15 protein-coding genes are annotated in these 23,309 nt (G+C 68.3%); 10 read left to right on the top strand and 5 right to left on the bottom strand.

Annotated features, from left to right (window positions below; genetic code table 11):
- Positions 1-16: 16 nt before the first annotated feature.
- From HWX14_RS12420 to HWX14_RS12405, 4 genes are all read left to right on the top strand, one after another.
- The gene (locus tag HWX14_RS12420; RefSeq protein ID WP_175882983.1) at positions 17-1,066 is read left to right on the top strand and encodes an LLM class flavin-dependent oxidoreductase; all 1,050 of its coding nucleotides are present in this window, start codon (positions 17-19) and stop codon (positions 1,064-1,066) included.
- Between the two features lie 10 nt (positions 1,067-1,076).
- Complete coding sequence (locus HWX14_RS12415; RefSeq protein ID WP_175882982.1) at positions 1,077-2,429, top strand: LLM class flavin-dependent oxidoreductase; 1,353 nt, start codon at positions 1,077-1,079, stop codon at positions 2,427-2,429.
- A gap of 68 nt (positions 2,430-2,497) precedes the next feature.
- Positions 2,498-4,297, top strand: coding sequence for an amino acid ABC transporter permease/ATP-binding protein (locus HWX14_RS36745; protein WP_175882981.1), 1,800 nt, complete (start codon positions 2,498-2,500; stop codon positions 4,295-4,297).
- Positions 4,298-4,331: 34 nt separating this feature from the next.
- Positions 4,332-5,264, top strand: coding sequence for an ABC transporter substrate-binding protein (locus tag HWX14_RS12405; RefSeq protein WP_175882980.1), 933 nt, complete (start codon positions 4,332-4,334; stop codon positions 5,262-5,264).
- A gap of 76 nt (positions 5,265-5,340) precedes the next feature.
- On the opposite strand, the gene HWX14_RS12400 is transcribed toward HWX14_RS12405, so the two are convergent.
- Together HWX14_RS12400 and HWX14_RS12395 are read right to left on the bottom strand one after the other, a co-directional pair.
- The gene (locus tag HWX14_RS12400; RefSeq protein ID WP_175882979.1) at positions 5,341-6,435 is read right to left on the bottom strand and encodes an LLM class flavin-dependent oxidoreductase; all 1,095 of its coding nucleotides are present in this window, start codon (positions 6,433-6,435) and stop codon (positions 5,341-5,343) included.
- Between the two features lie 62 nt (positions 6,436-6,497).
- Complete coding sequence (locus tag HWX14_RS12395) at positions 6,498-7,466, bottom strand: ABC transporter substrate-binding protein (RefSeq protein ID WP_089492369.1); 969 nt, start codon at positions 7,464-7,466, stop codon at positions 6,498-6,500.
- 265 nt (positions 7,467-7,731) lie between these two features.
- Between HWX14_RS12395 and HWX14_RS12390 the strand changes: the two genes are divergently transcribed.
- From HWX14_RS12390 to HWX14_RS12380, 3 genes are all read left to right on the top strand, one after another.
- Positions 7,732-8,649 (top strand): alpha/beta hydrolase, encoded by a 918-nt coding sequence (locus HWX14_RS12390; protein ID WP_175882978.1) that lies wholly within the window; start codon positions 7,732-7,734, stop codon positions 8,647-8,649.
- Positions 8,646-9,077 carry a MarR family transcriptional regulator gene (locus HWX14_RS12385; RefSeq protein WP_175882977.1) on the top strand — a complete coding sequence of 144 codons (432 nt, stop codon included), beginning with the start codon at positions 8,646-8,648 and terminating at the stop codon, positions 9,075-9,077. The genes HWX14_RS12390 and HWX14_RS12385 overlap by 4 nt, the downstream gene beginning before the upstream one ends.
- Before the next feature lie 455 nt (positions 9,078-9,532).
- Positions 9,533-10,978, top strand: coding sequence for a sialidase family protein (locus tag HWX14_RS12380; protein WP_175882976.1), 1,446 nt, complete (start codon positions 9,533-9,535; stop codon positions 10,976-10,978).
- A 69-nt stretch (positions 10,979-11,047) separates the two neighbouring features.
- On the opposite strand, the gene adhP is transcribed toward HWX14_RS12380, so the two are convergent.
- Positions 11,048-12,076, bottom strand: coding sequence for an alcohol dehydrogenase AdhP (gene adhP / locus HWX14_RS12375; protein WP_175882975.1), 1,029 nt, complete (start codon positions 12,074-12,076; stop codon positions 11,048-11,050).
- 414 nt (positions 12,077-12,490) lie between these two features.
- Here adhP and HWX14_RS12370 point away from each other — a divergent pair, with 414 nt between their 5' ends.
- Both HWX14_RS12370 and otsA read left to right on the top strand, forming a co-directional pair.
- On the top strand, positions 12,491-14,572 hold the full coding sequence (locus HWX14_RS12370) for a TonB-dependent receptor (RefSeq protein ID WP_244130207.1): 2,082 nt from the start codon (positions 12,491-12,493) through the stop codon (positions 14,570-14,572).
- Positions 14,573-15,040: 468 nt separating this feature from the next.
- Positions 15,041-16,447, top strand: coding sequence for an alpha,alpha-trehalose-phosphate synthase (UDP-forming) (otsA, locus tag HWX14_RS12365; protein ID WP_175882974.1), 1,407 nt, complete (start codon positions 15,041-15,043; stop codon positions 16,445-16,447).
- A 29-nt stretch (positions 16,448-16,476) separates the two neighbouring features.
- On the opposite strand, the gene ftsH is transcribed toward otsA, so the two are convergent.
- The gene (ftsH, locus tag HWX14_RS12360; RefSeq protein ID WP_175882973.1) at positions 16,477-18,453 is read right to left on the bottom strand and encodes an ATP-dependent zinc metalloprotease FtsH; all 1,977 of its coding nucleotides are present in this window, start codon (positions 18,451-18,453) and stop codon (positions 16,477-16,479) included.
- A gap of 464 nt (positions 18,454-18,917) precedes the next feature.
- Here ftsH and HWX14_RS12355 point away from each other — a divergent pair, with 464 nt between their 5' ends.
- Positions 18,918-20,582: an acid phosphatase gene (locus HWX14_RS12355; RefSeq protein WP_175882972.1), complete on the top strand. Its 1,665-nt coding sequence runs from the start codon at positions 18,918-18,920 to the stop codon at positions 20,580-20,582.
- A gap of 225 nt (positions 20,583-20,807) precedes the next feature.
- Here the strand turns inward: HWX14_RS12355 and HWX14_RS12350 are convergent, their stop codons facing one another.
- Positions 20,808-22,673: a phosphoenolpyruvate carboxykinase (GTP) gene (locus HWX14_RS12350; protein ID WP_175882971.1), complete on the bottom strand. Its 1,866-nt coding sequence runs from the start codon at positions 22,671-22,673 to the stop codon at positions 20,808-20,810.
- Between the last annotated feature and the right edge of the window lie 636 nt (positions 22,674-23,309).

The following is a 23,309-nucleotide window of genomic DNA, read 5'->3' as shown; positions in this document are numbered from 1 at the left end:
AGGAACGCCGCTCACCATGTCTTATTCGCTTTCGTTGCTGGACAAGAGTCCGATCGCCGACGGCGCGAACGCCGCCGACGCACTGCGCTTCACCACCACGCTCGCGCAACGCGCCGACCAGCTCGGCTACGCGCGCTTCTGGGTCGCCGAGCATCACGGCACGCCGGGCTTCGCGAGTTCGGCGCCCGAGGTCGTCGTCGCGCACCTGCTCGCGCACACGTCGCGCATCCGCATCGGCTCGGGCGGCGTGATGCTGCAGCACTACAGCCCGTTCAAGGTGGCCGAGACGTTCAAGCTGCTGGCCGCGCTCGCGCCGGGCCGCGTCGATCTCGGCACCGGCAAGGCGCCCGGCGGGCTGCCGCTGACCACGCGCGCGCTGCAGTGGTTCCACGACAAGGCGCGCAAGCCCGATTTCGCGGGGCAGCTCGCGGAGCTCGACGCGTTTCTCGGCTGGGGCGTGGCCGAAGATCATCCGCTCGCCGGCGCGGTCGCGATGCCGGTGCCGCCGCAGTTGCCCGAACGCATCCTGCTCGGTGGCTCGCCGGACAGCGGCGCGCTCGCCGCGCGCAACGGCTGGCGCTTCTGCTACGCAGGCCATTTCAACGGCGACGACGCGAATCTCGAACGCTCGCTCGACGCTTACCGCAGTGCGGGCGGCGAGAAGCCGCTCGTCGCGCTGTACGCGGTCGCCGCGCCGACGCGCGACGAGGCCGAGCAACTGATCGGGCCGCTGAAGATCTTCAAGCTGCAGTTGGCGGGCGGCCAGAGCTTCAATCTCGGCAGCGCGCAGGCGGCCGCGGAATTCGCGCGGCAAAGCGGCGCGTCCGACTACCGGATCGACGAGCTGCGCCCGACGGTGCTGGCCGATACGCCCGAGGGCGTGCACCGCGCGCTCGACGCGCTGAGCCGGCGGCTCGACGTCGATGCGTTCGTGATCGATTCGCCGGTATCCGACTACGCGGCGCGGCTCGCGTCGGCCGAATGGCTCGGCGGCGCGCTGTCCACCACGCCGTTGCAGACGGCCCTCGCGGCCGACCGCTCCCTCTCCCCTGACCAGAACGCGTGACATTCCCATCATGACGACCCGACGATCGATTCCCTTCGGCCTGATGCTGCAAGGCGCAGGCAGCCACATGAACGCGTGGCGGCATCCGAGCAACCCGCCCGACGCGAGCATCAACCTCGACTTCGCGATCGGCATCGCGCGCAAAGCGGAAGCCGCCGGCATCACGTTCGCGTTCGTCGCGGACGGCCTCTACATCAACGAGAAGTCGATCCCGCACTTCCTGAACCGCTTCGAGCCGCTGACCGTGCTGTCGGCGCTCGCGGTCGCCACGAAGAAGATCGGGCTCGCGGGCACGATCTCGACGTCGTACAGCGAACCGTTCACGGTCGCGCGCCAGCTCGCGTCGCTCGACGCGATCAGCGGCGGGCGTGCGGGCTGGAACGTCGTGACGACGCCGCTCGAAGGCACCGCGAAGAATTACGGCAAGACGCACCCCGATCACGAACTGCGCTACGAGATCGCCGACGAATACCTCGAGGTCGTGCAGGGACTGTGGGACAGCTGGGACGACGATGCATTCGTACGCGACCGCGCGAGCGGCCGCTTCTTCGATCGCGACAAGCTGCATACGCTCGATCACCACGGCCGCTTCTTCCAGGTCGCGGGCCCGCTGAACATCCAGCGCTCGCCGCAGGGGCAGCCGGTGATCTTCCAGGCCGGCTCGTCCGACACCGGGATCGGCCTCGCAGGCAAATACGCGGATGCCGTGTTCACACATTCGCCGTCGATCGAGGAAACGGCCGCGTTCACGCAGCGCGTGAAACAGAGCGCGATCGAGCACGGGCGGCAGGCCGGCGACGTGAAGATCTTCCCCGGCGTCGGGCCGATCGTCGGCCGCACGGCCGCCGAAGCGGAGGACAAATACCAGGCGATCCGCGACCTGCTGACGATCGACGAGGCGCTCGCGTACCTCGGCCGCTATTTCGATCACCACGATTTCACGCAGTACGCGCTCGACGCGCCGTTCCCGGAACTCGGCGAGCTCGGCCGCAACAGCTTCCGCTCGACCACCGACCGCATCAAGGCCGATGCGAAGCGCAAGGGCCTGTCGCTGCGCGAGACCGCGCTCGCGGTCGCGACGCCGCGGCCGAACTTCATCGGCACCGCCGAGCACGTCGCGGACGAGCTGATCCGCTGGCACGACGCGGGCGCCGGCGACGGCTTCATCCTCGGTTTTCCGGTGCAGGCGCAGGGCGTCGACGATTTCATCGAACTCGTGATTCCGGTGCTCGAGGCGCGCGGCCGCTACAGCCGCGACCTGCCCGGCGCCACGCTGCGCGACCACCTCGGTCTGCCGCGCAAGGCGAGCCGCTACGCGACGCCCGACGCCGCTCGGGAAGCGGCTGCCGAAGCGCACGCCTGACGCCGCCGCGCCGCCGCCCATGCACGGCGGCGCTCCCGCCGATCGATCGATTCGAGGATTCCAACGACATGAGCGACACGACCCATCTCGGCGGCGCGCTGCCGCCGCTCTCTTCCCCCGGCACACGCGAGCCCGGCACGCATGTGCGGATCGTGCCCGCGCGCCACCGGTCGCGCACGGCCGGCACCGTGCTCGCGCTCGTACTGATCGCGCTCACGCTGTATTCGCTCCTCGGCAACCCGCAATGGGGCTGGCCGGTGTTCGCCGAATGGTTCCTGTCGCCGCCGGTGCTGTCGGGGCTCGCGCGCACGCTGGTGCTGACGCTGCTCGGCGCGGTGTTCGGCTTCGTGCTCGGCGCGTTCGTCGCGCTGGCCCGGCTGTCGCGTTCGCGCCTGCTGTCCGCCAGCGCGTGGGTCTTCGTGTGGCTGTTCCGCTCGATTCCGCTGATCGTGCTGCTGCTGATCCTGAACAACCTCGGCTACCTGTACGAGCACGTGCGGCTCGGCGTGCCATTCACCGACATCGTGTGGTTCGACACGCCGACCACCGATCTCATCAGCCCGTTCCTCGCGGCCGTGCTCGGCCTCACGCTGAACCACGCGGCGTTTTCCGCGGAAGTGATTCGCGGCGGCATTCTCGCGGTCGATCAGGGGCAGCTCGAAGCCGCCGCCGCGCTCGGGCTGCCGCGCGGCCGCCAGACGTCGCGGATCGTGCTGCCGCAGGCGATGCGCGCGATCCTGCCGACCGCGTTCAACGACCTGATCTCGCTCGCGAAAGGCACGTCGATGGTCTACGTGCTCGCGATGCCCGAACTGTTCTACACGGTACAGGTGATCTATCGCCGCAACCTCGAAGTGATCCCGCTGCTGATGGTCGCGACCGTCTGGTACCTGATCATCCTGACCGTGCTGTCCGCGATCCAGGTGCAGGTCGAGCGGCACTATGCGCGCGGCGCGCTGCGCAATCCGCCGCCGTCCGTGCTCACGTTCGCGCTTGCCCGCATCGGCGGGCTGTGGCGGCGTGTCGCGTCGCGCCGTGCGGCGTCGATCGCGCAGGCACGCGGCGATGCCGGCACGCAGGCCGATCCCGGGGCCAACGTGTCGCGCACCGGCGGCGAAGTGGCCGTGCATGGCGTGTCGAAGCAGTTCGGCATGCAGCGCGTGCTCGACAACGTGTCGTTCGTCGCGCCGCGCGGCAGCGTGACGGTGATCGTCGGGCCATCGGGCTCCGGCAAGTCGACGCTGCTGCGCACGATCAACCATCTCGAACGCGTCGACGACGGCTTCATCGACATCGACGGCGAACTGATCGGCTATCGCCGCGACGGCGACGTGCTGCACGAACTGAGCGAACGCGACGTGCTGAAGCGGCGCACGGCCGTCGGCATGGTGTTCCAGAACTTCAACCTGTTCCCGCACCTGACGGTGCTCGAGAACCTGATCGAAGCGCCGATCGCCGTCGCCGGCGTGACGCGCGATGCCGCCGAGCACACCGCGCGCACGCTGCTCGCGCGGGTCGGCCTGGCCGACAAGGCCGATGCGTATCCGCGCCAGTTGTCCGGCGGCCAGCAGCAACGCGTCGCGATCGCGCGGGCGCTCGCGTTGCGTCCGAAGGTGCTGCTGTTCGACGAGCCGACGTCGGCGCTCGATCCCGAACTCGTCAACGAAGTGCTCGACGTGATCAAGGAACTCGCGCGCTCGGGCACGACGCTCGTGATCGTCACGCACGAAATCGGCTTCGCACGCGAAGTGGCGGACAACGTGCTGTTCATGGAACGCGGGCGGATCGTCGAGGCCGGGCCGCCGGCGGCCGTGCTCGACGCGCCGTCGCATTCGCGCACCCGCGCGTTCCTGTCGCGGGTGCTGTGATGCGCGCCGCTTCCCACCTGCGAGGTGCCGCACGATGACCGATCGACGCCAGTTCATCACGGCCGCGCTGGTCGCGGCCTCGGGCCTGCCGTGGCATGCGGCGCGCGCGGCCGCCGCCACCGCCGACCTCGATCCGCGCCAGGCCGGCCGCCCGCGCGCCGGCCCCGACGACGCGGCCATCCGCGCAGCAAGCGGCTACCACTGGGTGCGCGACGGCGCGTTCACGGTCGCGATCTCGCCGCACGCGCCGCCCGTGTCGACCTATGCGACCGACGCGCGCACCGTGGTCGGCGCCGATCCCGACTATGCGCAGCTCGTTGCCGACGCACTCGGCCGCACGCTCGTGCTGCTGCCGATCGCATGGGCCGACTGGCCGCTCGGGCTGACGTCCGGCAAGTACGACGCGGTGATCTCGAATGTCGGCGTGACCGAGAAGCGCAAGGAGAAATACGATTTCACGACCTATCGGCTCGGGCTGCACGGCTTCTACGTGCGCACCGCCAGCCCTATCGTGAAGATCGCGGAGCCGAAGGACGTCGCGGGCCTGCGGATCATCACCGGCGCCGGCACGAGCCAGGAGCGCATCCTGCTCGAATGGAGCAAGCGCAACGTCGCGCAGGGGCTGAAGCCGGCCGAGCTGCTCTACTTCGACGACGATGCGACGGCGCGCATCGCGCTGCTGTCGGGCCGGGCCGATGCGGAGCTGAACCCGAACGCGTCGCTCGCGTACGAGGCCGCGCGCAGCGGCAAGATCCGCCGTGTCGGCACCGTCAATGCGGGCTGGCCGGCGAATGCGGACGTCGCGATCGCGACGCGTCGCGGCAGCGGGCTCGCGCCCGCGCTGACGCTCGCGACCAATGCGCTGATCGGCAACGGCCGCTACGGGCAGGCGCTGGCGCGCTGGGGCTTGCAGAGCGAGGCGATCGCGCGGGCGGAGACCAATCCGCCGGGATTGCCGTCGTTTTGACTTGTTCCGTTCAGAACAATCGCCCCGGCATGCCGTGATGGCGATGCCGGGGCGATTCGGCTGACTGGTCGTTCCCCTAGGCCGGCACTGCCGCCTGATGGCGATCGAGTTCCGCGACATGCGCATGAATTGCCGGTATCAGCTCGCGCCCGTAGGCCAGCGCATCGTCGAGCGGATCGAAACCGCGAATCAGGAACGTCGATACGCCGAGCCGGTAATACGCGCCCAGCGCCCGCGCGACCTGCTCGGGCGTGCCGACCAGCGCGGTCGAATTCCAGCGCGCGCCGGTCAGGTTCGCGACGCCCATCCACAGCCGCTCGTCGAGCACGTCGCCTTGCGCAGCCGCCGCCATCAGCCGCTGCGAGCCCGCATTCTGCGGTGCGTGACCGGCGATCGGCTGGCCATTCGCGAGCCGCGCCGCGCGCACGCGCTCGCGGATCGCCTCGGCCCTCTCCCACGCGGCCGCCTCGGTATCGGCGACGATCGGCCGGAACGACACGCTGATGCGCGGCGCGCGCCCGAACGGCGCGGCAGCGGCCCGCACGCGCGCGATCTGCTCGCGCACCGCGTCGAGCGGCTCGCCCCACGTCATGTAGACATCCGCATGCTCGCCCGCAACCGCGAGCGCGGCCGGCGACGAACCGCCGAAATAGATCGGCACGTGCGGCCGCTGCGCGCCCTTCACGACCGGCGATGCGCCGCGCAGCCGGTAGAACGCGCCGTCGTGATCGACCGGCGCATCGGCCAGCCAGATCCGTTTCAGCACGTCGAGATATTCGCTGGTGCGGCGGTAACGCGCATCGTGCGGCACGAAATCGCCGTCGCGCTGCAAGTCCGCATCTTCGCCGCCAGACACCACGTTCAGCGCGAGCCTGCCGCCGCTGAACACGTCGAGCGTCGCTATCTGCCGCGCGGCGGCCGACGGCACGATCACGCCCGGCCGGTGCGCGAGCAGCAGGCGGATGCGTTCGGTCGCGGCGGCCGCGAACGACGCGACGATGAAGCCGTCCGCCGCGTTGCTGAAATGGCCGATCAGGATCTGGTCGAAGCCGGCGGCCTCGTGCGCCTGCGCGAAGCGGCGCACGTAGTCGGGCTGGACGGCCGCGCCGCCCGGTACGTCGACCTCCGCGCCGGGTGTCGCGGTGATCATGCCGATGATGTCGACTGGCATGTCGGGATGTCCTTGGGAGTGTCGATCGGGAAAACGCGAAAATCGTAAAGCGGGCCGCGCGCTTACTGCGCGGCGGCCGTCTTTTGCGCGGGCGCCGCGAATGCACCCGCATACGAGCGGTCGAGCAGTTTCGACGTGTCGTACGCGGCCGGAATCACGCCGGACTTGTGCAGGAAGTCGGCCGTATTCTGCGCATCCTTCGCAGCCGTCTCGTCGACCGGGCCGACGCGCTGCTTGGCATTGTTGAGCCAGCGATACGCGACGTCGGGTTCGAGATTCGCGCGTTTCGCCCACAGGTCCGCGTACTCGCGCGGATGGGTGTCGACCCACTGGCGCGCCACCACCACGCGCCGCAGGAAATCGGTGATCTCGGCGCGCTTGCCCGACGCGGCCTGCTCGTTCGCGGCGACGAAGCTCAGCGCGGGCATCAGCCCCTGTGCGGTCGTCACGGGCCGCGCGCCTTGCCGCAGCGCGAGCGTGCTGACGAACGGCTCCCACAGCGATACCGCATCGACCGAGCCGTTCGCGAGCGCGTTGGTCGCGTCGATCGGCATCAGGTATGCGTACTTGACCGAATCGGCGCGCAGGCCCGCATGTTCGAGCGCGCGCAGCACGAGCTGCTGGCTCCATGCACCGCGCCATACCGCGATGGTCTTGCCCTGCAGGTCGGCCACGGTGCGCACCGGCGAGTTCTTCGGCACGAGGATCGCGACGCCGTCGAGGCTCTGCCGCGACACGGCGACGACCTTGACCGGCGCGCCGCGCGCGGCCAGCGTGAGCAGCGCGGAATCGCCGAGGAAGCCGATGTCGATCGCGTTGCCGTTCAGGCTTTCGGCCACCGGCGCGGCGGCCTGGAAGTGCTTCCACTCGATCGTGTAAGGCAGGTCCTTCAGTGCGCCGGATGCTTCCATCGACGCCTGGATGTTGAAGTAGTTCTGTTCACCGACGCGCAGCGTGACGGTGTCTTTGGCGATGCCCGGCTGCGCGGCGAGCGCCAGCAAGAGCGCCGTGACGATTCGGCTCAGCAACATGATCTCCCGGAAGGTTGGTCCGCCGTGCGAAACCGCCGGCGCAACGGATGGAACCGGTGAAGATACGTCGATCCACTTCATGACACAAACGCAATATTCTTCTATGTAAAGATGCAAATATTTTATTAATCCAGCACGCAGCCCCCTGCTCGCCACCGGCCGCCGCCCCGCGAAGTTCGAACGATTCCTCGACAGATATTTCGCGCACGAAATAAATTCCGGACTATATTTCGCATACAAAATAACTGCCCGAGCGAGGACGGCCATGACCTCCCAACCCATCGAGTTTTCCGCCGCCGACGGCTATGTGCTGTACGGCACGCTGTGGTCGCCGGACGCGACGCCGCGCGCGCTGGTGCTGATCCATCCGGCGACGGCCGTGCCCGAGCGGCTGTATGCGGGCTTCGCGCGCTTCCTGACCGAACGCGGTTTCGCGGCGCTGACCTACGACTATCGCGGCATCGGCGCATCGCGGCCGGCGCGCCTGCGCGCGCTGCGGGCCCGCATGCGCGACTGGATGGAGCTCGACGTGGGCGCCGCGACCGCATGGGCCCGGCACGCGCATGAAGGGCTGCCGCTGCTGGCGGTCGGCCATAGCGTCGGCGGGCACGCGATCGGGCTGTCCGGCGCGACGACGCATCTGCGCGCGGCCGTGCTGGTCGCCGCGCATGCGGGCAGCACGCGGCTCATCGCGCAGGCGGCCGAACGCGTGAAGGTGCGGCTGATCCTGCGCGTGCTCGGCCCGCTGACGTCCGCGCTGCTCGGCTACGTGCCCGGCAAGCGGCTCGGGCTCGGCGAGGATCTGCCGGCCGGCGTGTTCCGCGAATGGAGCCGCTGGACGACGCTGCCGCATTACTTCTTCGACGATCCGACGCTCGGCGCGGCCGAGCGCTTCTCGAAGCAGCAGTTGCCGATCCTCGCGCTCGGCTTCGACGACGATCCTTGGGCGAACCCGGCCGCGATCGGCCTGCTGGTAAGCTATCTGACCCGCGCGAAGGTCGAACGCCGTCAGATCGATCCGCGCGCGGCAGGCAGCGGCCCGGTCGGGCACATGGGCTTCTTTCGCAGCCGGCCCGGCGCCGTGCTGTGGCCCGCCGTCGCCGACTGGCTCGCGCAGGCGCTCGATACGCCGCCCACCGCGGGCCGCCCCTCCCTTTCCATTGCAGCCGGGAACCCAGCTTGAGCGAAGACCGACGACTGTTTTTCATGTTGAACATCGGCCAGCGGCGCGTGCAGCGCTGGATCGACCGCAAGGCCGAAACCGACACGCGCGCGAGCGCCGCGCAGGCCGGCGTGCTGTTCTGTCTCGCGAAACAGGACGGCGCGCTGATCGGCGAAGTCGGCGCCGCATTGCAGCTCGCGCCATCCGCGATGACGGGGCTCGCCGACCGGATGGCGAAAGCCGGCCTCGTTACGCGTCATGCCGATTCCGACGACGGCCGCGCGACGCGGCTCTACCTGACCGACGCCGGCCACGCGGCGCTCAAGCGTGCGCGCGTGCTGCTGCGCGAACTCAACGGCAAGCTGTGCGACGGGTTTTCCGACGACGAACTCGACGTCGTCGCGCGCTGGCTGCACGCGTTGCAGGAGCGGTTTCCGGCGGAGCGCTGAGCAGCGCATCACGCGCTCGCGACCGGCGCGCGCCGACGTCAATCGCAAGCGATTGCGATTCGCGTTTTCGATTCGATTTTCATGCCGCCGCAACGGCAAATCTTGCATGCCGGCCACCGGCTTCCGGCAACGCTTTCCGGCTACGTCCTGTTACAAAAAACCGCCTGTCGCGCCGCATTCGAATCGCCTACATTGCAATCCACTTCGACGCATTCGTCGCATGCCCTGACTGGCTTCCCCGTCGGGTCGACATCGCAGACACACCCGACAAGCATTGAAAACGAAGAGGAGTCTTAACCGAAGCGCTGGCGGCATCCAGCGCACGCGGATCGCGATGACTGAAGCGGCATGCTGAACGGCACGTCACGACCTGCGCGGCACGATTGCCCGCGCTTCGGTTCGCGTGGCCTCGTCGTGCCCCGCCATCGCATTCGCACCTCACCGAGGAGTCGTCCATGCGACGCATGATCGTGTCCCATCCGCTTGTCACCCGCCTGTCCGCCGCGATGGCGCTGGCCGCCGCTGCCGCCGCGCACGCCGAGCCCGTCGTCGTGTCCGGCCCGAGCCCGTTCGCCGCGTGCACCATCGGCGGCCCGGGCACCAACTACGTGAATGCAGAAGTCGAACCGTGGCTCGCGGTCAATCCGGCGAACCCGAACAACATGATCGGCGTGTGGCAGCAGGACCGCTGGTCGAACGGCGGCGCCCACGGGCTCGTCGCCGGCTACACGTTCGATGCGGGCGCAACCTGGGCACGCACGCCGCAGCCGTTCAGCGCGTGCGCGCCGGGCGGGCTCAAGTACGAGCGCGCATCCGATCCGTGGGTATCGTTCGGGCCGGACGGCACCGCGTACTCGGTATCGATCTCGTTCAACCAGTCGAACAACAGCAACGCGGTCGGCGCATCGGTGTCGACCGACGGCGGACAGACGTGGAGCAGCCCGGCCGTGCTGATCGCGAACGACGAACCGACGACGCAGTTCTTCAACGACAAGGAATCGGTGACCGCCAACCCGGTGAAGGCCGGCACCGCGTATGCGGTATGGGACCGCCTCGAACTGCCGAACGGCAACCCGTACGCGAACCTGCACACGAAGGCGTACCGCGGGCCGACGCTGTTCTCGAAGACAACCGACGGCGGCAAGACCTGGAGCGCCGCGAAGGTCATCGTCGACGTGCCGTCGCGTCAGCAGACGATCGGCAACCAGATCGTCGTCGATCCGAAGAGCGGCACGCTCTACGATTTCTTCGACCTGATCCAGCCGCCGTTCAGCAAGGCGGCCGGCAAGGTCGCGTTCATCAAGTCGACCGACGACGGCGCGACGTGGACCAAGCCGCAGATCATCGCGGGGCTGCAGACGGTCGGCGTCACGGATCCGAACACCGGCGAACCCGTGCGCACCGGCGACATCATTCCGGAGCCGGCGATCGACCCGGCATCGGGGCAGCTCTACGTCGCGTGGCAGGACAGCCGCTTCAACGGCGGCACGTACGACGAAATCGCGCTATCGACGTCGACGGATGGCGGCGCGACCTGGAGCGCGCCGCAACAGGTGAACACGCCGACCGGGCGCCCCGCGTTCAATCCGTCGGTGCGCGTCGACAACACGGGCGCGGTGATGGTCACGTACTACGACTTCCGCGACCTGCAGGCCGGCAACACGACGACGCTGCCGACCGGCTTCTGGCGCAAGATCTCGCACGACGGCGGCGCCACGTTCGCCGACGAGCGGCGCGTCGGCGGCCCGTTCGACATGAAGCTCGCGCCCAACGCCGAAGGGTTCTTCATCGGCGACTATCAGGGGCTCGACGTTCGCCCGTCGTCGTCGTTCCATCCGTTCTTTGTCCAGACCAACGCGGGCAACCTGACGAACCGCACCGACGTGTTCTTCGCGCCGTGACGCGAGGATGACCGTCACGCCGCCGCACGACGCACTGCGTCGCGCGGCGGCGCGCGCACGTTCACGGCATCAATGCATGTCGGTCAGCACGATGCGGCCGTCGACCTTCCCTTCCCGCAGCTTCGCGAAGATGTCGTTGATGTTGCCGAGCCGGTCGCGATGGATGTGCGCGCGCACCAGGCCATCCGCCGCGAAATCGAGCGACTCCTGCAGATCGCGCCGCGTGCCGACGATCGACCCGCGCACGGTGATGCCGTTCAGCACGGTCGAGAAGATCGGCAACGGGAAATCGCCCGGCGGCAAACCGTTGAGCGCCACCGTGCCGCCGCGCCGGACCATCCCGAGCGCCTGCGCGAACGCGCTGCGCGACACGGCCGTGACGAGCACGCCGTGCGCGCCGCCGATCTCCTTCTGGATCACTTTTGCGGGGTCGTCGATCGACGCGTCGATCGTCAGGTGTGCGCCCAGTTGCCGCGCCAGCGCGAGCTTGTCGGGCGAGATGTCGATGGCCGCGACGTGCAGGCCCATCGCACGCGCATATTGCACGGCCACGTGCCCGAGGCCGCCGATGCCGGAGATCGCGAGCCACTGGCCCGGCCGCGTGTCGGTGACGCGGATGCCCTTGTAGACCGTGACGCCCGCGCACAGGATCGGCGCGATCTCGTCGAACGCGACCTGCGCGGGCAACTGGCCGACGTAATCGGGATCGGCCAGCACGTATTCCGCGTAGCTGCCGTTCACCGAATAGCCGGTGTTCTGCTGCCCATGGCACAGCGTTTCCCAGCCCGTGCAGCAGTACTCGCAATGGCCGCAGGCCGTGTAGAGCCACGGCACGCCGACGCGGTCGCCCTCGCGCACGTGCGTGACGCCCGCGCCGACCGCCGCGACGATTCCCACGCCTTCGTGGCCCGGGATGAACGGCAGCGAAGGCTTGACGGGCCAGTCGCCGTCGGCCGCGTGCAGATCGGTATGGCAGACGCCCGACGCCTTGATGTTGACGAGAATCTGGCCGGGCCCCGGTGCGGGGATCGGCACTTCGTCGATGCGCAACGGCTCGCCGAACGCGTGTACCACGGCCGCTTTCATGGTCTGGGTCATGCGTTGCTCCTGTCTGGTCGATGAGCAACCCAGTATCCGGTTTCGGCATCGGCGCACGTTGATACGCGTCAACGCATCGGATCGGATGCAACGGTCAACGCGGCTTCGCGATGATCCGCGTCGTGCGACGCGACAGTTCGAGCCGACGGCTGCACGCCGCCCCGCCATTCCCGCGACCATTGCGCCGATCCGACAGAAACCCGACGGGATCCTGCCATTCGGCTTGGAATTTGACATGATATAACATATCATTTCGCGTGCTCGTCCGCCTGACGCCGTTCCAACCCAGGTGGCCGAGCCTCGCCGAGCCATGTTCCAACGGGTCATTGCGCGTCATTGACGCAACAATATATCGTATCAAACGGTAGCCCGCCTCGCTCGTTATCCGATCCGATTCCAACCGATTCACCGACCATGCGCGACCTCCCTCGCTTACCGCTTCGCCCGCTCTCGTCCCTGTCGCTGATGCTGTTCGCCGCCGTTGCGCACGCGCAGACCGATGCGCCTGCCGCATCCGGCACACCGGCCGCCACCGCATCGCTCGCCCCGATCTTCGTGACCGCGAACCCGCTCGGCGACACCGAACTGATCGCACCGACCGTCCAGCTTTCCGGCGATGCGCTGACGCGCCGCCAGACCGATTCGCTCGGCGAAACGCTCAACGGGCTGCCCGGCGTGTCGACCACCACCTACGGGCCGATGGTCGGCCGTCCGATCATCCGCGGGATGGACGGCGACCGGATCCGGCTGCTGCAGAACGGCGTCGCGGCGTACGACGCGTCGTCGCTGTCGTACGACCATGCGGTGCCGCAGGATCCGCTGTCGATCGAGCGCGTCGAGATCGTGCGCGGGCCGGCCGCGCTGCTGTACGGCGGCAACGCGGTAGGCGGCGTGGTCAACACGATCGACAACCGGATTCCGCGCGAAGCGATCGAAGGCGTGACCGGCGCACTCGACGCGCGTTACGGCGGCGCGAATTCCGCACGCTCGAGCGCCGCGCAGGTCGAAGGCGGCAACGGCCGCTTCGCGTTCCACGTCGATGCATTCGATCGCGAAACGAGCAAGCTGCGGATTCCCGGCTACGCGCGCAGCAGCCAGCAACGCGCGATCGACGGCCCCGACACGCCGCAGCCGGAAGGCAACGTGCCGAACAGCGACGGCCGCGTGCACGGCGGTGCGGTCGGCGCGTCGTACACGTGGGCGGACGGCTTCGCCGGTCTCTCGTACAGCGGCTACGAATCGAACTACGGCTCCGTCGCGGAGAGCGACGTGCGGTTGCGGATGCGCCAGGAACGCCTCGCGCTCGCGTCCGAGGTACGCAACCTGAGCGGGCCGTTCACGAAGCTGAAATTCGACTTCGCGTACACCGACTACCGCCACAAGGAGGTCGACAACGGCGAGACCGCGACCACCTTCCGCAACCGCGGCTACGAGGCGCGCATCGAGGCGCAGCATCGCAAGATCGGCCCGTTCGAAGGCGCGATCGGCGTGCAGTTCGGCCAGAACACCTTCTCCGCGCTCGGCGACGAAATGCTCGTGCCGTCCACGCGCACCAACAGCGTCGCACTGTTCGGCCTCGAGGAATGGCAGGTCGTCCCCGCGCTGAAGCTGAGTGTCGGCGGCCGCCTCGAGCACGTGAAGGTCGATCCCGATCCGGCCGGCGTCGAGAAATTCGCGGGCGCGCAGCCGCGCGACTTCAACGCGGGCAGCCTGTCGGCCGGCGCGCTGTTCTCGCTGACACCGGTCTGGTCGGTCGCGGCGAACGTCGCGTACACCGAACGCGCGCCGACCTTCTACGAGCTGTATTCGAACGGCCCGCACGATGCGACCGGCCAGTTCCTGATCGGCAACCCGAACGCGTCGAAGGAAAAGGCCGTGTCGACCGACCTGTCGCTGCGCTATGCGAGCGGGCCGAACCGCGGCAGCGTCGGCGTGTTCTACAACCGCTTCTCGAACTACCTGACCGAGTACAACACCGGCCGCGTCGTGGACGACGACGGCGAACCGGTCGCGCCCGGCACCGACGGCTCGCTGAACGAAGCGATCTATCGCGGCGTGCGCGCCGAGTTCTACGGCATCGAACTGGACGGCAAGTGGCGCGCGTTCGCGCGACGCGGCCACACGGTCGATCTCGAACTGACGGCCGACTACACGCACGCGCGCAACGTCGACACCGGCCAGCCGCTGCCGCGCATCGCGCCGCTGCGCGCGACGCTCGCCGCCGACTACGGCTACGGCCCGTTCGGCGCGCGTGCGCAGGTCACGCACGCGTGGTCGCAGCATCGCGTGCCCGACAACGACTTCTCGACCGACGGCTACACGTCGCTCGGCGTGATGCTGACGGTCAAGTTCCGCGTCGGCCCGACGCACTGGCTCGCGTACCTGCGCGGCGACAACCTGACGAACCAGGAGATCCGCTACTCGACGTCGGTCGTGCGCGGCTTCGCACCGCAAGGCGGCCGCAGCGTGATGGCCGGATTGCGCACCACGTTCTGACCGTCGTCCGGCTCGCGGCGCCCGCCGCGAGCTTTTTCCCGGCGCGAACGCGGGCGGAGTGCACGTGCACGAAGTCGAAGAAAGCGACGATGCGCATGCCGTCATGCACGCATACGCGTCGTCAGCACATCGCGCGCGACTCGCCCCACTCGCGGCCTGGCCTTGCGCACACTGCGTCGCAGCGCGCAGCAAATTTCGGTCCCGCTCCCGCATCGCCCGTGACCGCACCGCTGTCTTGAATATCGCGCGGCATGCTCGCCCGCGCCGTTCGTCGACCCGGACTTTTAAAACGCACGAATGACGAGTATCCTAAAAAAAGCACTTTTCGACCGGACGGCGAATCGCGTGCCCTGACTCCCGTCCGATCGCCATGCGGCCCCGTCGTATCGCGCACCGCGCACCGATGGCGGCGTATGCCTCTCGCGCCCTGGCCGCACGACCCTTCCCCAACAATCGTCAGGAGAGCTGGTGAGCCGACTCGTCGTCGTATCCAATCGCATCGCAGATCCCCGTAAAGCCGCGGCCGGCGGGCTCGCCGTCGCCGTGAAGGACAGCCTGCAGGAAACCGGCGGCGTCTGGTTCGGCTGGAGCGGCAGGCTACGCGGCGGCGACGATCACCCCACGCATGGCGACGACGTGCAGATCCAGAACGTCGGCGGCATTCAGCTCGCGACGGTCGATCTCGATCCGCAGGATTACGACGCTTACTATCTCGGCTATTCGAACAACGTGCTGTGGCCGGTGTTTCACTACCGGCTCGATCTCGCGCAGTTCGACCGGCGCTTCGCCGACGGCTACCGGCGCGTGAACCAGTTGTTCGCGCGCAAGCTGCGCACGCTGCTGCGGCCCGACGACGTCATCTGGGTCCACGACTATCAGCTGATTCCGCTCGCGGCCGAGCTGCGCGCGATGGGCTGCACGAACCCGATCGGCTTCTTCCTGCACATCCCGATGCCGCCGCCGCCGATCATGGCCGCGATCCCGGAACACGAATGGCTGATGCGCTCGCTGTTCGCGTACGACCTCGTCGGCTTCCAGACCGAATCGGATCTGCTCCACTTCGAGCATTACGTCGAAGCGGAAGCCGGCGCGGCGCGGCTGCCCGACGGCCGGCTGCGTGCATTCGGCCGCACGCTGTCGGCCGGCGCGTTCCCGATCGGCATCAACGTCGACGAGTTCGAGTCGCTCGCGCGCGATCGCGACGGCCTCGACATGTTCGAACGCATGCGCGACGAATATTCGCGCCGCCAGTTGCTGGTCGGCGTCGACCGGCTCGATTACACGAAAGGGCTGCCGCAGCGCGTGCATGCGTTCCGCGAGCTGCTCGAACAGTATCCGGAGAACCGCGACCGCGCGACGCTGATCCAGATCGCCGCGCCGAGCCGCGAGGATCTCGGCGCGTACGACGATCTGCGGCGCGAAATGGACAGCCTGTGCGGCGCGATCAACGGCGACTACGGCGAGCTCGAATGGATGCCGATGCGCTACATTCACCGCACCGTCGCGCGCAAGCGCCTGCCGGGCCTCTATCGCGCGAGCCGGGTCGCCCTCGTCACGCCGCTGCGCGACGGGATGAACCTCGTCGCGAAAGAGTTCCTCGCCGCGCAGGACGCGGCCGACCCGGGCGTGCTCGTGCTGTCGCGTTTCGCGGGCGCGGCCGAGCAACTGAAGTCGGCGCTGCTCGTCAATCCGTACGACACGCAAGGCACCGCGCAGGCGATCCAGCGCGCGCTCACGATGCCGCTCGAAGAGCGCCGCCAGCGTCACGCGGCGCTGATGGCGATCATGCGCAAGACCGACGTGCACTGGTGGCGCACACGCTTTCTCGAAGCGCTCACCGAAGCGGCCGAAGTTGCGGCCGCAACCGAATCCTGACGCGCCGACGCGCGTTCACGCCCCCGTCTTCAATGATCAGGCTCGTGCGGCCGTCGGTACGCTATGAAATCGCGCTCGACCGTGGACGCCTGCTCCGTTTCGATCGCGCCGCCGCGCGCACTCGTTTCGTCGCCGGGTAACGCCGACGTCGCCGACGACGGTTCGCTGCGCCCGTCGATCAGCACCTGCAGCGCGTCGCGTTCGAGCACCTCGCATTGCAGCAGCCGTCGCGCGATGCGTTCGAGCGCATCGCGACGTTCGCCGAGCGTCGCCGCGACCCGCGCATGCGCATCGGTCAGCAGCGTGCGCACCTCGTCGTCGATCATCCGCGCGGTGTGCTCGCTGCAGCGGCCGTCGCCCGCATGCCATGCGCCGGGCATCCCCTGGCGCGCGTCGCCGTCGTCGAACGTCGCGAGCCCGATCTTCTCGCTCATCCCGTACTGCATGACCATGTGGCGCGCCATCGCGGTCGCGCGCTCGAGGTCGTTCTGCGCGCCGGTCGACACATCGCCGAACACGAGTTCTTCCGCCACGCGCCCGCCGAGCAGCGCGTCGATCCGGTCGAGCAGCTCGCTGCGGCGCAGGACGTAGCGATCCTCGGTCGGCACCTGCTGCGTGTAGCCGAGTGCGGCGACGCCGCGCGGAATGATCGACACCTTCTTCACCGGGTCGCAATGCGCGCGGCTTTCCGCAACGAGCGCATGGCCGGCTTCGTGATACGCGATCGTCAGCTTCTCCTGCTCGTTCATCACGCGGCTCTTGCGCTCGAGGCCCGTGAGCGCGCGGTCGATCGCCTCGTCGAAGTCGGCCATGCCGATCGCCGGCTTGCCGAGTTCGGCCGCATGCAGCGCGGCCTCGTTGACGACGTTCGCGAGGTCGGCGCCGACGAAGCCCGGCGTGCGCGACGCGAGCTCGCCGAGATCGACTTCGGCCGCGAGCTTCACGCGCTTCACGTGCACGCCGAGAATCTGGCGACGGCCGTTCACGTCGGGCCGGTCGATCGCGATGTGACGATCGAAACGGCCCGGCCGCAGCAGCGCGGGATCGAGGATCTCGGGCCGGTTCGTCGCGGCCATGATGATCACGCCGGAGCCGGCCTGGAAGCCGTCCATCTCGACCAGCAACTGGTTGAGCGTCTGTTCGCGTTCGTCGTTGCCCGACATCGGGCCGACGCCGCGCACCTTGCCGAGCGCATCGAGCTCGTCGACGAACACGATGCACGGCGCCTTCTGCTGCGCCTGTTCGAACAGGTCGCGCACGCGCGCGGCGCCGACGCCGACGAACATCTCGACGAACGCCGAGCCGCTGATCGAGAAGAACGGCACGGCCGCCTCGCCGGCCACCGCGCGCGCGAGCAGCGTCTTGCCCGTGCCCGGCGCGCCGACGACGAGCACGCCTTTCGGAATCTTGCCGCCGAGCCGCTGGTAGCGATCGGGGTTGCGCAGGAACGCGACGAGCTGCTGCAGTTCGGCCTTCGCTTCGTCGATGCCGGCGATGTCGTCGAACGTGATGCCGGTTTCCTGCTGCACGTACACGCGCGCGCGGCTCTTGCCCATGCCGGTGAAGTCCTGCAGCCCGCCGCGCTTGCGCAGCATCATGTTCCATACGAACACGAGCAGCATCAGCGGCAGCAGCCACGACGCGAGCGACGCGATCCAGCCGGTGTCGGGCGTGCCGTGATAGCGGATGCCGGCGGCGGTCAGCGTGTCGATCAGGTGTTCGTCGGTCACGCGGCTGGTCGTGAAGCGCCACGGCGCGCCCGTCTGCTGCACGACCGCGGCGTCGGACGCCGGCAGCATCGTGCCGGCCTGCGGCATCTTCAGCGCGCCCGAGATCGACGCCGGACCGATCTCGAGATCGTCGACGAGCCGCGCGGCGACGAGCCGGTGGAAATCGCTGTACGCGATCGGTGTCGACGTCGGGTGCAGCATCAGCAACTGCGCGGCGAACAGTACGAAGAAGCCCGCCGCGATCAGCAATCCCGGGTAGTCGAATTTCCTGTCCATGGCATCGGCCTGGCCGTATCTGCTGCGCAGCGTACGCTCACGCCGGCGCGCGCGCGCAACCGGTACGCGGCCGCCATGCGAAAGCGGCATGCATCCACGCCATCGTCGCCTCGCTGTCTCGCGTCGTTCGTCGCATCGATGCCGCCTCGGCAACACCATGGGCCGGCGTTGCCGGGCGAGCCTCGCCCGGGCGGCTCACTGCGACGCGCCGCCCTTGATTCCAGTCTAGTTCGCGCACGGGCGTCGCGCACCGCTCGCCCCGCGCGCGTCGAATCGTCCGACGAACGGCTTTCATCCGTCCCCTTGCCGCGTTATAGTCGCGTGCATGACATTTTTGTGACAGCCGCATCGCGCCGCCGCGCGCGAGGCCGGCCGTTGCATTCCGTCCCGCGCCGCGGCAGCCCGCGCGGTGCCGGCCGCATCGAACGACCACGCCCCACCCGCCCATTCGAGGAGCCCACGACGTGAACGACACCCCCGATCGCCCCGACGACCTTCCCGCCGATCCCGACCGCCGCCGTGTACTCGGCGGCCTCGCCGCACTCGGCGCCGGTGTCGCGCTCAGCGGCTGCGAAACCACCGCGGGCAACGCACCGCGCTCCGCCGCCGACCTGCGCCTCGACGAAGCGTTGCGCGAACGCGTGCGCCACATCGTCGTGATCTACGCGGAAAACCGCAGCTTCGCGAACCTGTACGGCGATTTCCCGGGCGTACGTCATCCGCTGAGCGAAGTACGTCCCGAACACGCGCAGCAGCTCGATCGCGACGGCAAGACGCCGCTGCCGGTGTTGCCGAAGATCTGGGGCGGGCTCGTGCCGCAGGCGCAGGAAGTGGACGGCAAGCGCTACGCGATCGCCGAGCGCGACATCGACAAGCTGCCCAACGCGCCGTTCCGGATCACCGACGCGCAAGGCAAGCCGCTACCGAACAGCGTGATCACGCGCGACCTGTGGCATCGCTTCTACCAGAACCAGATGCAGATCGCGGGCGGCCGCAACAACCAGTTCGCCGCGTGGGCCGATTCGGGCGGCCTCGTGATGGGCCATTACCGCAATTCGGCCGACACGCTGCGGCTGTGGAATCTCGCGCGGCAATACACGCTGTGCGACAACTTCTTCATGGCCGCCTTCGGCGGTTCGTGGATGAACCACATGTTCCTGATCTCCGCGCAGCCGCCGCTGTATCCGGACGCGCACAAGCATCCGCATGCGGCGAAACTGCTGTCGAAGGTCGAAGGCGACGATCCGACCGGCACGCGCCTGAAGCTCGCCGACGATTCGCCCGCGTCCGCACTCGACGGCCCGCCGAAGTTCGCGGTCGACGGCCCGCTGACACCGGACGGCTACGGCGTGAACACGATGGCGCCGCCGTACCAGCCGAGCTACGTGCCGCCGCCCGACCCGGGCAACGCCGCGTACGCGGATCCGGCCGACCATCGCGTGATGCCGCCGCAGGGCTACGCGACGATCGGCGATCGCCTGTCGGAAAAGAACGTCGACTGGGCGTGGTACAGCGGCGCATGGCAGTACGCGCTCGAGCATCGCGACACGGGCACGGTGCCGGATTTCCAGTACCACCACCAGCCGTTCAACTACTTCGTGAACTACGCGCCGGGCACCGAAGCGCGCCGCCGGCACCTGCGCGATGCGGGGCTCGGCGACGAGCCGTCGACCAACCACTTCATCGCCGACATCGACGCGGGCCGCCTGCCGGCCGTCACGTTCTACAAGCCGCAGGGCAACCTGAACATGCATGCGGGCTATGCGGACATCGAATCGGGCGACCGTCACATCGCGACCGTGATCGACCATATCCGGCGCGGGCCGCAATGGGAAAACACCGTGATCGTGATGACGCACGACGAGAACGGCGGCTGGTGGGATCACGTCGCGCCGCCGGTCGGCGATCGCTGGGGCCCCGGCTCGCGGATCCCGGCGCTCGTGATTTCGCCGTTCGCGAAAAAGGGTTTCGTCGATCACACGCTGTACGACACGAACTCGATCCTGCGCTTCATCAGCCGCGTGCACGGCCTCGCGCCGCTCGACGGCGTGGTCCTGCGCAACAACGCGTTCGCCGCGCGCGGCGCGACGCCGCCGGGCGATTTGACGAACGCGCTCGATCTCGGCTGACGAACAGCCGACCGCCGAATACGACGACGCCCCGGGCCATGCGATCGATGGCTCGGGGCGTCGTTCGTTTCAGGGCCGACGAGGCCATGCGGCGCTACGCAATGCGGCACGCATTGCAGTACTCAGTGAGCGAACAGCGGCACGCGCGGCGCCCAAATGAAAACGTCCCGCCGCCAGCAAGCAATGCCGACGACGGGACGTCAGCGCCGACGACGCTACGTACCGTCAGCCACCGATACGCTGCTCGATCTTCTTCATCGTGTCGGTCATTTCAGCCGGCAAGCGCAGCTTCAACGTATCGAACAGCGTCGCATGCAGCTTCAGCTCCTCGCGCCATTCGTCGACATTCATCGACGTCACCGCATCGAACTGATCGCGCGTGAAATCGAGGCCGTCCCAGTGCAGGTCTTCATACGCAGGCGACACGCCGAACGCATGCTCGCCGCCACCGCCGGTGCCTTCGAGACGATCGAGCATCCACTTCAGCACGCGCATGTTCTCGCCGAAGCCCGGCCACACGAACTTGCCGTTCGCATCCTTGCGGAACCAGTTCACGCAATAGATCTTCGGCAGCGTCGCGCCGGCGGCTTCGAGCTGCTTGCCGATTTGAAGCCAGTGCGCGAAATAATCGCTGACGTTGTAGCCGCAGAACGGCAGCATCGCGAACGGATCGCGGCGCACGATGCCCTGCTGGCCGACAGCTGCCGCGGTCGTCTCGGAGCCCATCGTCGCGGCCATGTACACGCCTTCGACCCAGTCGCGCGCTTCGGTCACGAGCGGCACCGTCGTCGAGCGGCGGCCGCCGAAGATGAACGCGTCGATCGGCACGCCGGCCGGGTTTTCCCAGTCGTCGTCGATCGACGGGCACTGCGCGGCCGGCGCGGTGAAGCGCGAGTTCGGATGCGCGGCCTTGCGGCCGGTTTCCTTGCCGATCTCCGGCGTCCACGGATTGCCCTGCCAGTCGGTCAGCTTCGCAGGCGGCGTGTCGGTCAGCCCTTCCCACCACACGTCGCCGTCTTCCGTCAGCGCGACGTTCGTGAAGATCACGTTTTCCTTCAGCGTCGCGATCGCGTTCGGGTTGGTCTTCACGCCCGTGCCCGGCGCCACGCCGAAGAAACCGGCTTCCGGATTGATCGCATACAGGCGGCCGTCGCGGCCGGGCTTCAGCCACGCGATGTCGTCGCCGATCGTCGTGACCTTCCAGCCGTCGAAGCCCTCCGGCGGGATCAGCATCGCGAAGTTGGTCTTGCCGCACGCGGACGGGAACGCGGCCGCGACGTGATACTTCCTGCCGGCCGGCGACGTCACGCCGAGGATCAGCATGTGTTCCGCGAGCCAGCCCTGATCGCGGCCCATCGTCGACGCGATGCGCAGTGCGAAGCACTTCTTGCCGAGCAGCGCGTTGCCGCCGTAGCCCGAGCCGAAGCTCCAGATCTCGCGCGTTTCCGGAAAGTGCACGATGTACTTGACCGGGTTGCACGGCCACGGCACGTCCTGCTGGCCGGCTTCGAGCGGATGGCCGACGCTGTGCACGCACGGCACGAAATCGCCGTCCTCGCCGAGCACGTCGTACACGTCGCGCCCCATGCGCGTCATGATCCGCATGTTCACCGCGACGTACGGGCTGTCGGACAACTCGACGCCGACGTGCGCGATCGGCGAGCCGAGCGGGCCCATCGAGAACGGCACGACGTACAGCGTGCGGCCGCGCATCGAGCCGCGGAACAGCCCGTTGAGCGTCTCGCGCATTTCGGCCGGCTCGATCCAGTTGTTGGTCGGGCCGACGTCGTCGCGCGACGCCGCGCAGATGAACGTGCGATCCTCGACGCGCGCGACGTCCGACGGATCGGATTGCGCGAGATACGAGTTCGGGCGCTTCGCCGGGTTCAGGCGCGTGAGCGTGCCCTGGTCGACCATCGCCTGGCACAGCGCGTCGTATTCTTCCTGCGACCCGTCACACCACACGACGCGCTCGGGCTCCGTGAGCGCCGCGATCCGCGACACCCAGTCGATCAGCTTGCGATGTTTGACGAAGGCCGGGGGAGCGATCAGCGGGCCGTGTGTCGCTTCGGCCAAAGTGTTTTGCAACATGGGGATGTCTCCAGATTATTGGGCGGGGATGGGGATGCGGGGCGAGCCCGCGAGACGGGGAATGCGTGCGGAGCGCAGGAAGATGCGGCGCGCAGGACGGGACGCGCGAGCGGAGCGCGCGTCGATGCCGCGATGCGGGCGAGAGAGGATGAAGTCTCGTTAGAAAGTGCGAACACGAGTTTCGCCATGCAAGCAACCTGCCATACAACTCCATGCCGGCCAGCATACCATCGCCGTTATTGGCCGGGCGTTGCGTTGCAACAAGAAACAACTGTGACGGGGCGCCGGCATGCACGTTGCGGGCACGCGCTTTTTACGGCGTCGGCGCGTGCGCTTTGGGGACGAAACGAGCGCGACGACCGCCCCGCAAGGGTTTCGCTGGAGCGGCAATTTCAACCGTCACTCGTCGGCACGAACCGCGCGAACACGCGCCGTGCGAGTTGGCGTTTTCGCTACTCAGGCAAACCCTGAATTAGGTTGCGTACACAAACATCCGATTTGAATACCGGATGCACGCCCCTACTTAAAACGGTGCGCGCGGCAATCCGGGGTAATACGCGCACACCCTGTTCGGCAGCGTCCGCAATGAGGAGAAATTCCGGCGCAACGTGGCCGAGACGATGAACCGCTGCGAGC

The sequence above is a fragment of the Burkholderia sp. BCC0044 genome (assembly GCF_902832955.1).
Lineage (GTDB): Bacteria > Pseudomonadota > Gammaproteobacteria > Burkholderiales > Burkholderiaceae > Burkholderia.
Note: the sequence above shows the minus strand (reverse complement) of the source record. Positions and strands in the feature narration are given on the sequence as shown.

Excerpts from the sequence above, each read along its gene's own strand:
- HWX14_RS12400 (WP_175882979.1), bottom strand. The coding sequence starts at position 6,435 with ATGCCAGTCGACATCATCGGCATGATCACCGCGACACCCGGCGCGGAG.
- adhP (WP_175882975.1), bottom strand. The coding sequence starts at position 12,076 with ATGACCCAGACCATGAAAGCGGCCGTGGTACACGCGTTCGGCGAGCCG.
- HWX14_RS36745 (WP_175882981.1), top strand. The coding sequence starts at position 2,498 with ATGAGCGACACGACCCATCTCGGCGGCGCGCTGCCGCCGCTCTCTTCC.
- HWX14_RS12415 (WP_175882982.1), top strand. The coding sequence starts at position 1,077 with ATGACGACCCGACGATCGATTCCCTTCGGCCTGATGCTGCAAGGCGCA.
- HWX14_RS12395 (WP_089492369.1), bottom strand. The coding sequence starts at position 7,466 with ATGTTGCTGAGCCGAATCGTCACGGCGCTCTTGCTGGCGCTCGCCGCG.
- HWX14_RS12370 (WP_244130207.1), top strand. The coding sequence starts at position 12,491 with ATGCGCGACCTCCCTCGCTTACCGCTTCGCCCGCTCTCGTCCCTGTCG.
- HWX14_RS12380 (WP_175882976.1), top strand. The coding sequence starts at position 9,533 with ATGCGACGCATGATCGTGTCCCATCCGCTTGTCACCCGCCTGTCCGCC.
- ftsH (WP_175882973.1), bottom strand. The coding sequence starts at position 18,453 with ATGGACAGGAAATTCGACTACCCGGGATTGCTGATCGCGGCGGGCTTC.
- HWX14_RS12420 (WP_175882983.1), top strand. The coding sequence starts at position 17 with ATGTCTTATTCGCTTTCGTTGCTGGACAAGAGTCCGATCGCCGACGGC.
- HWX14_RS12350 (WP_175882971.1), bottom strand. The coding sequence starts at position 22,673 with ATGTTGCAAAACACTTTGGCCGAAGCGACACACGGCCCGCTGATCGCT.
- HWX14_RS12405 (WP_175882980.1), top strand. The coding sequence starts at position 4,332 with ATGACCGATCGACGCCAGTTCATCACGGCCGCGCTGGTCGCGGCCTCG.
- HWX14_RS12390 (WP_175882978.1), top strand. The coding sequence starts at position 7,732 with ATGACCTCCCAACCCATCGAGTTTTCCGCCGCCGACGGCTATGTGCTG.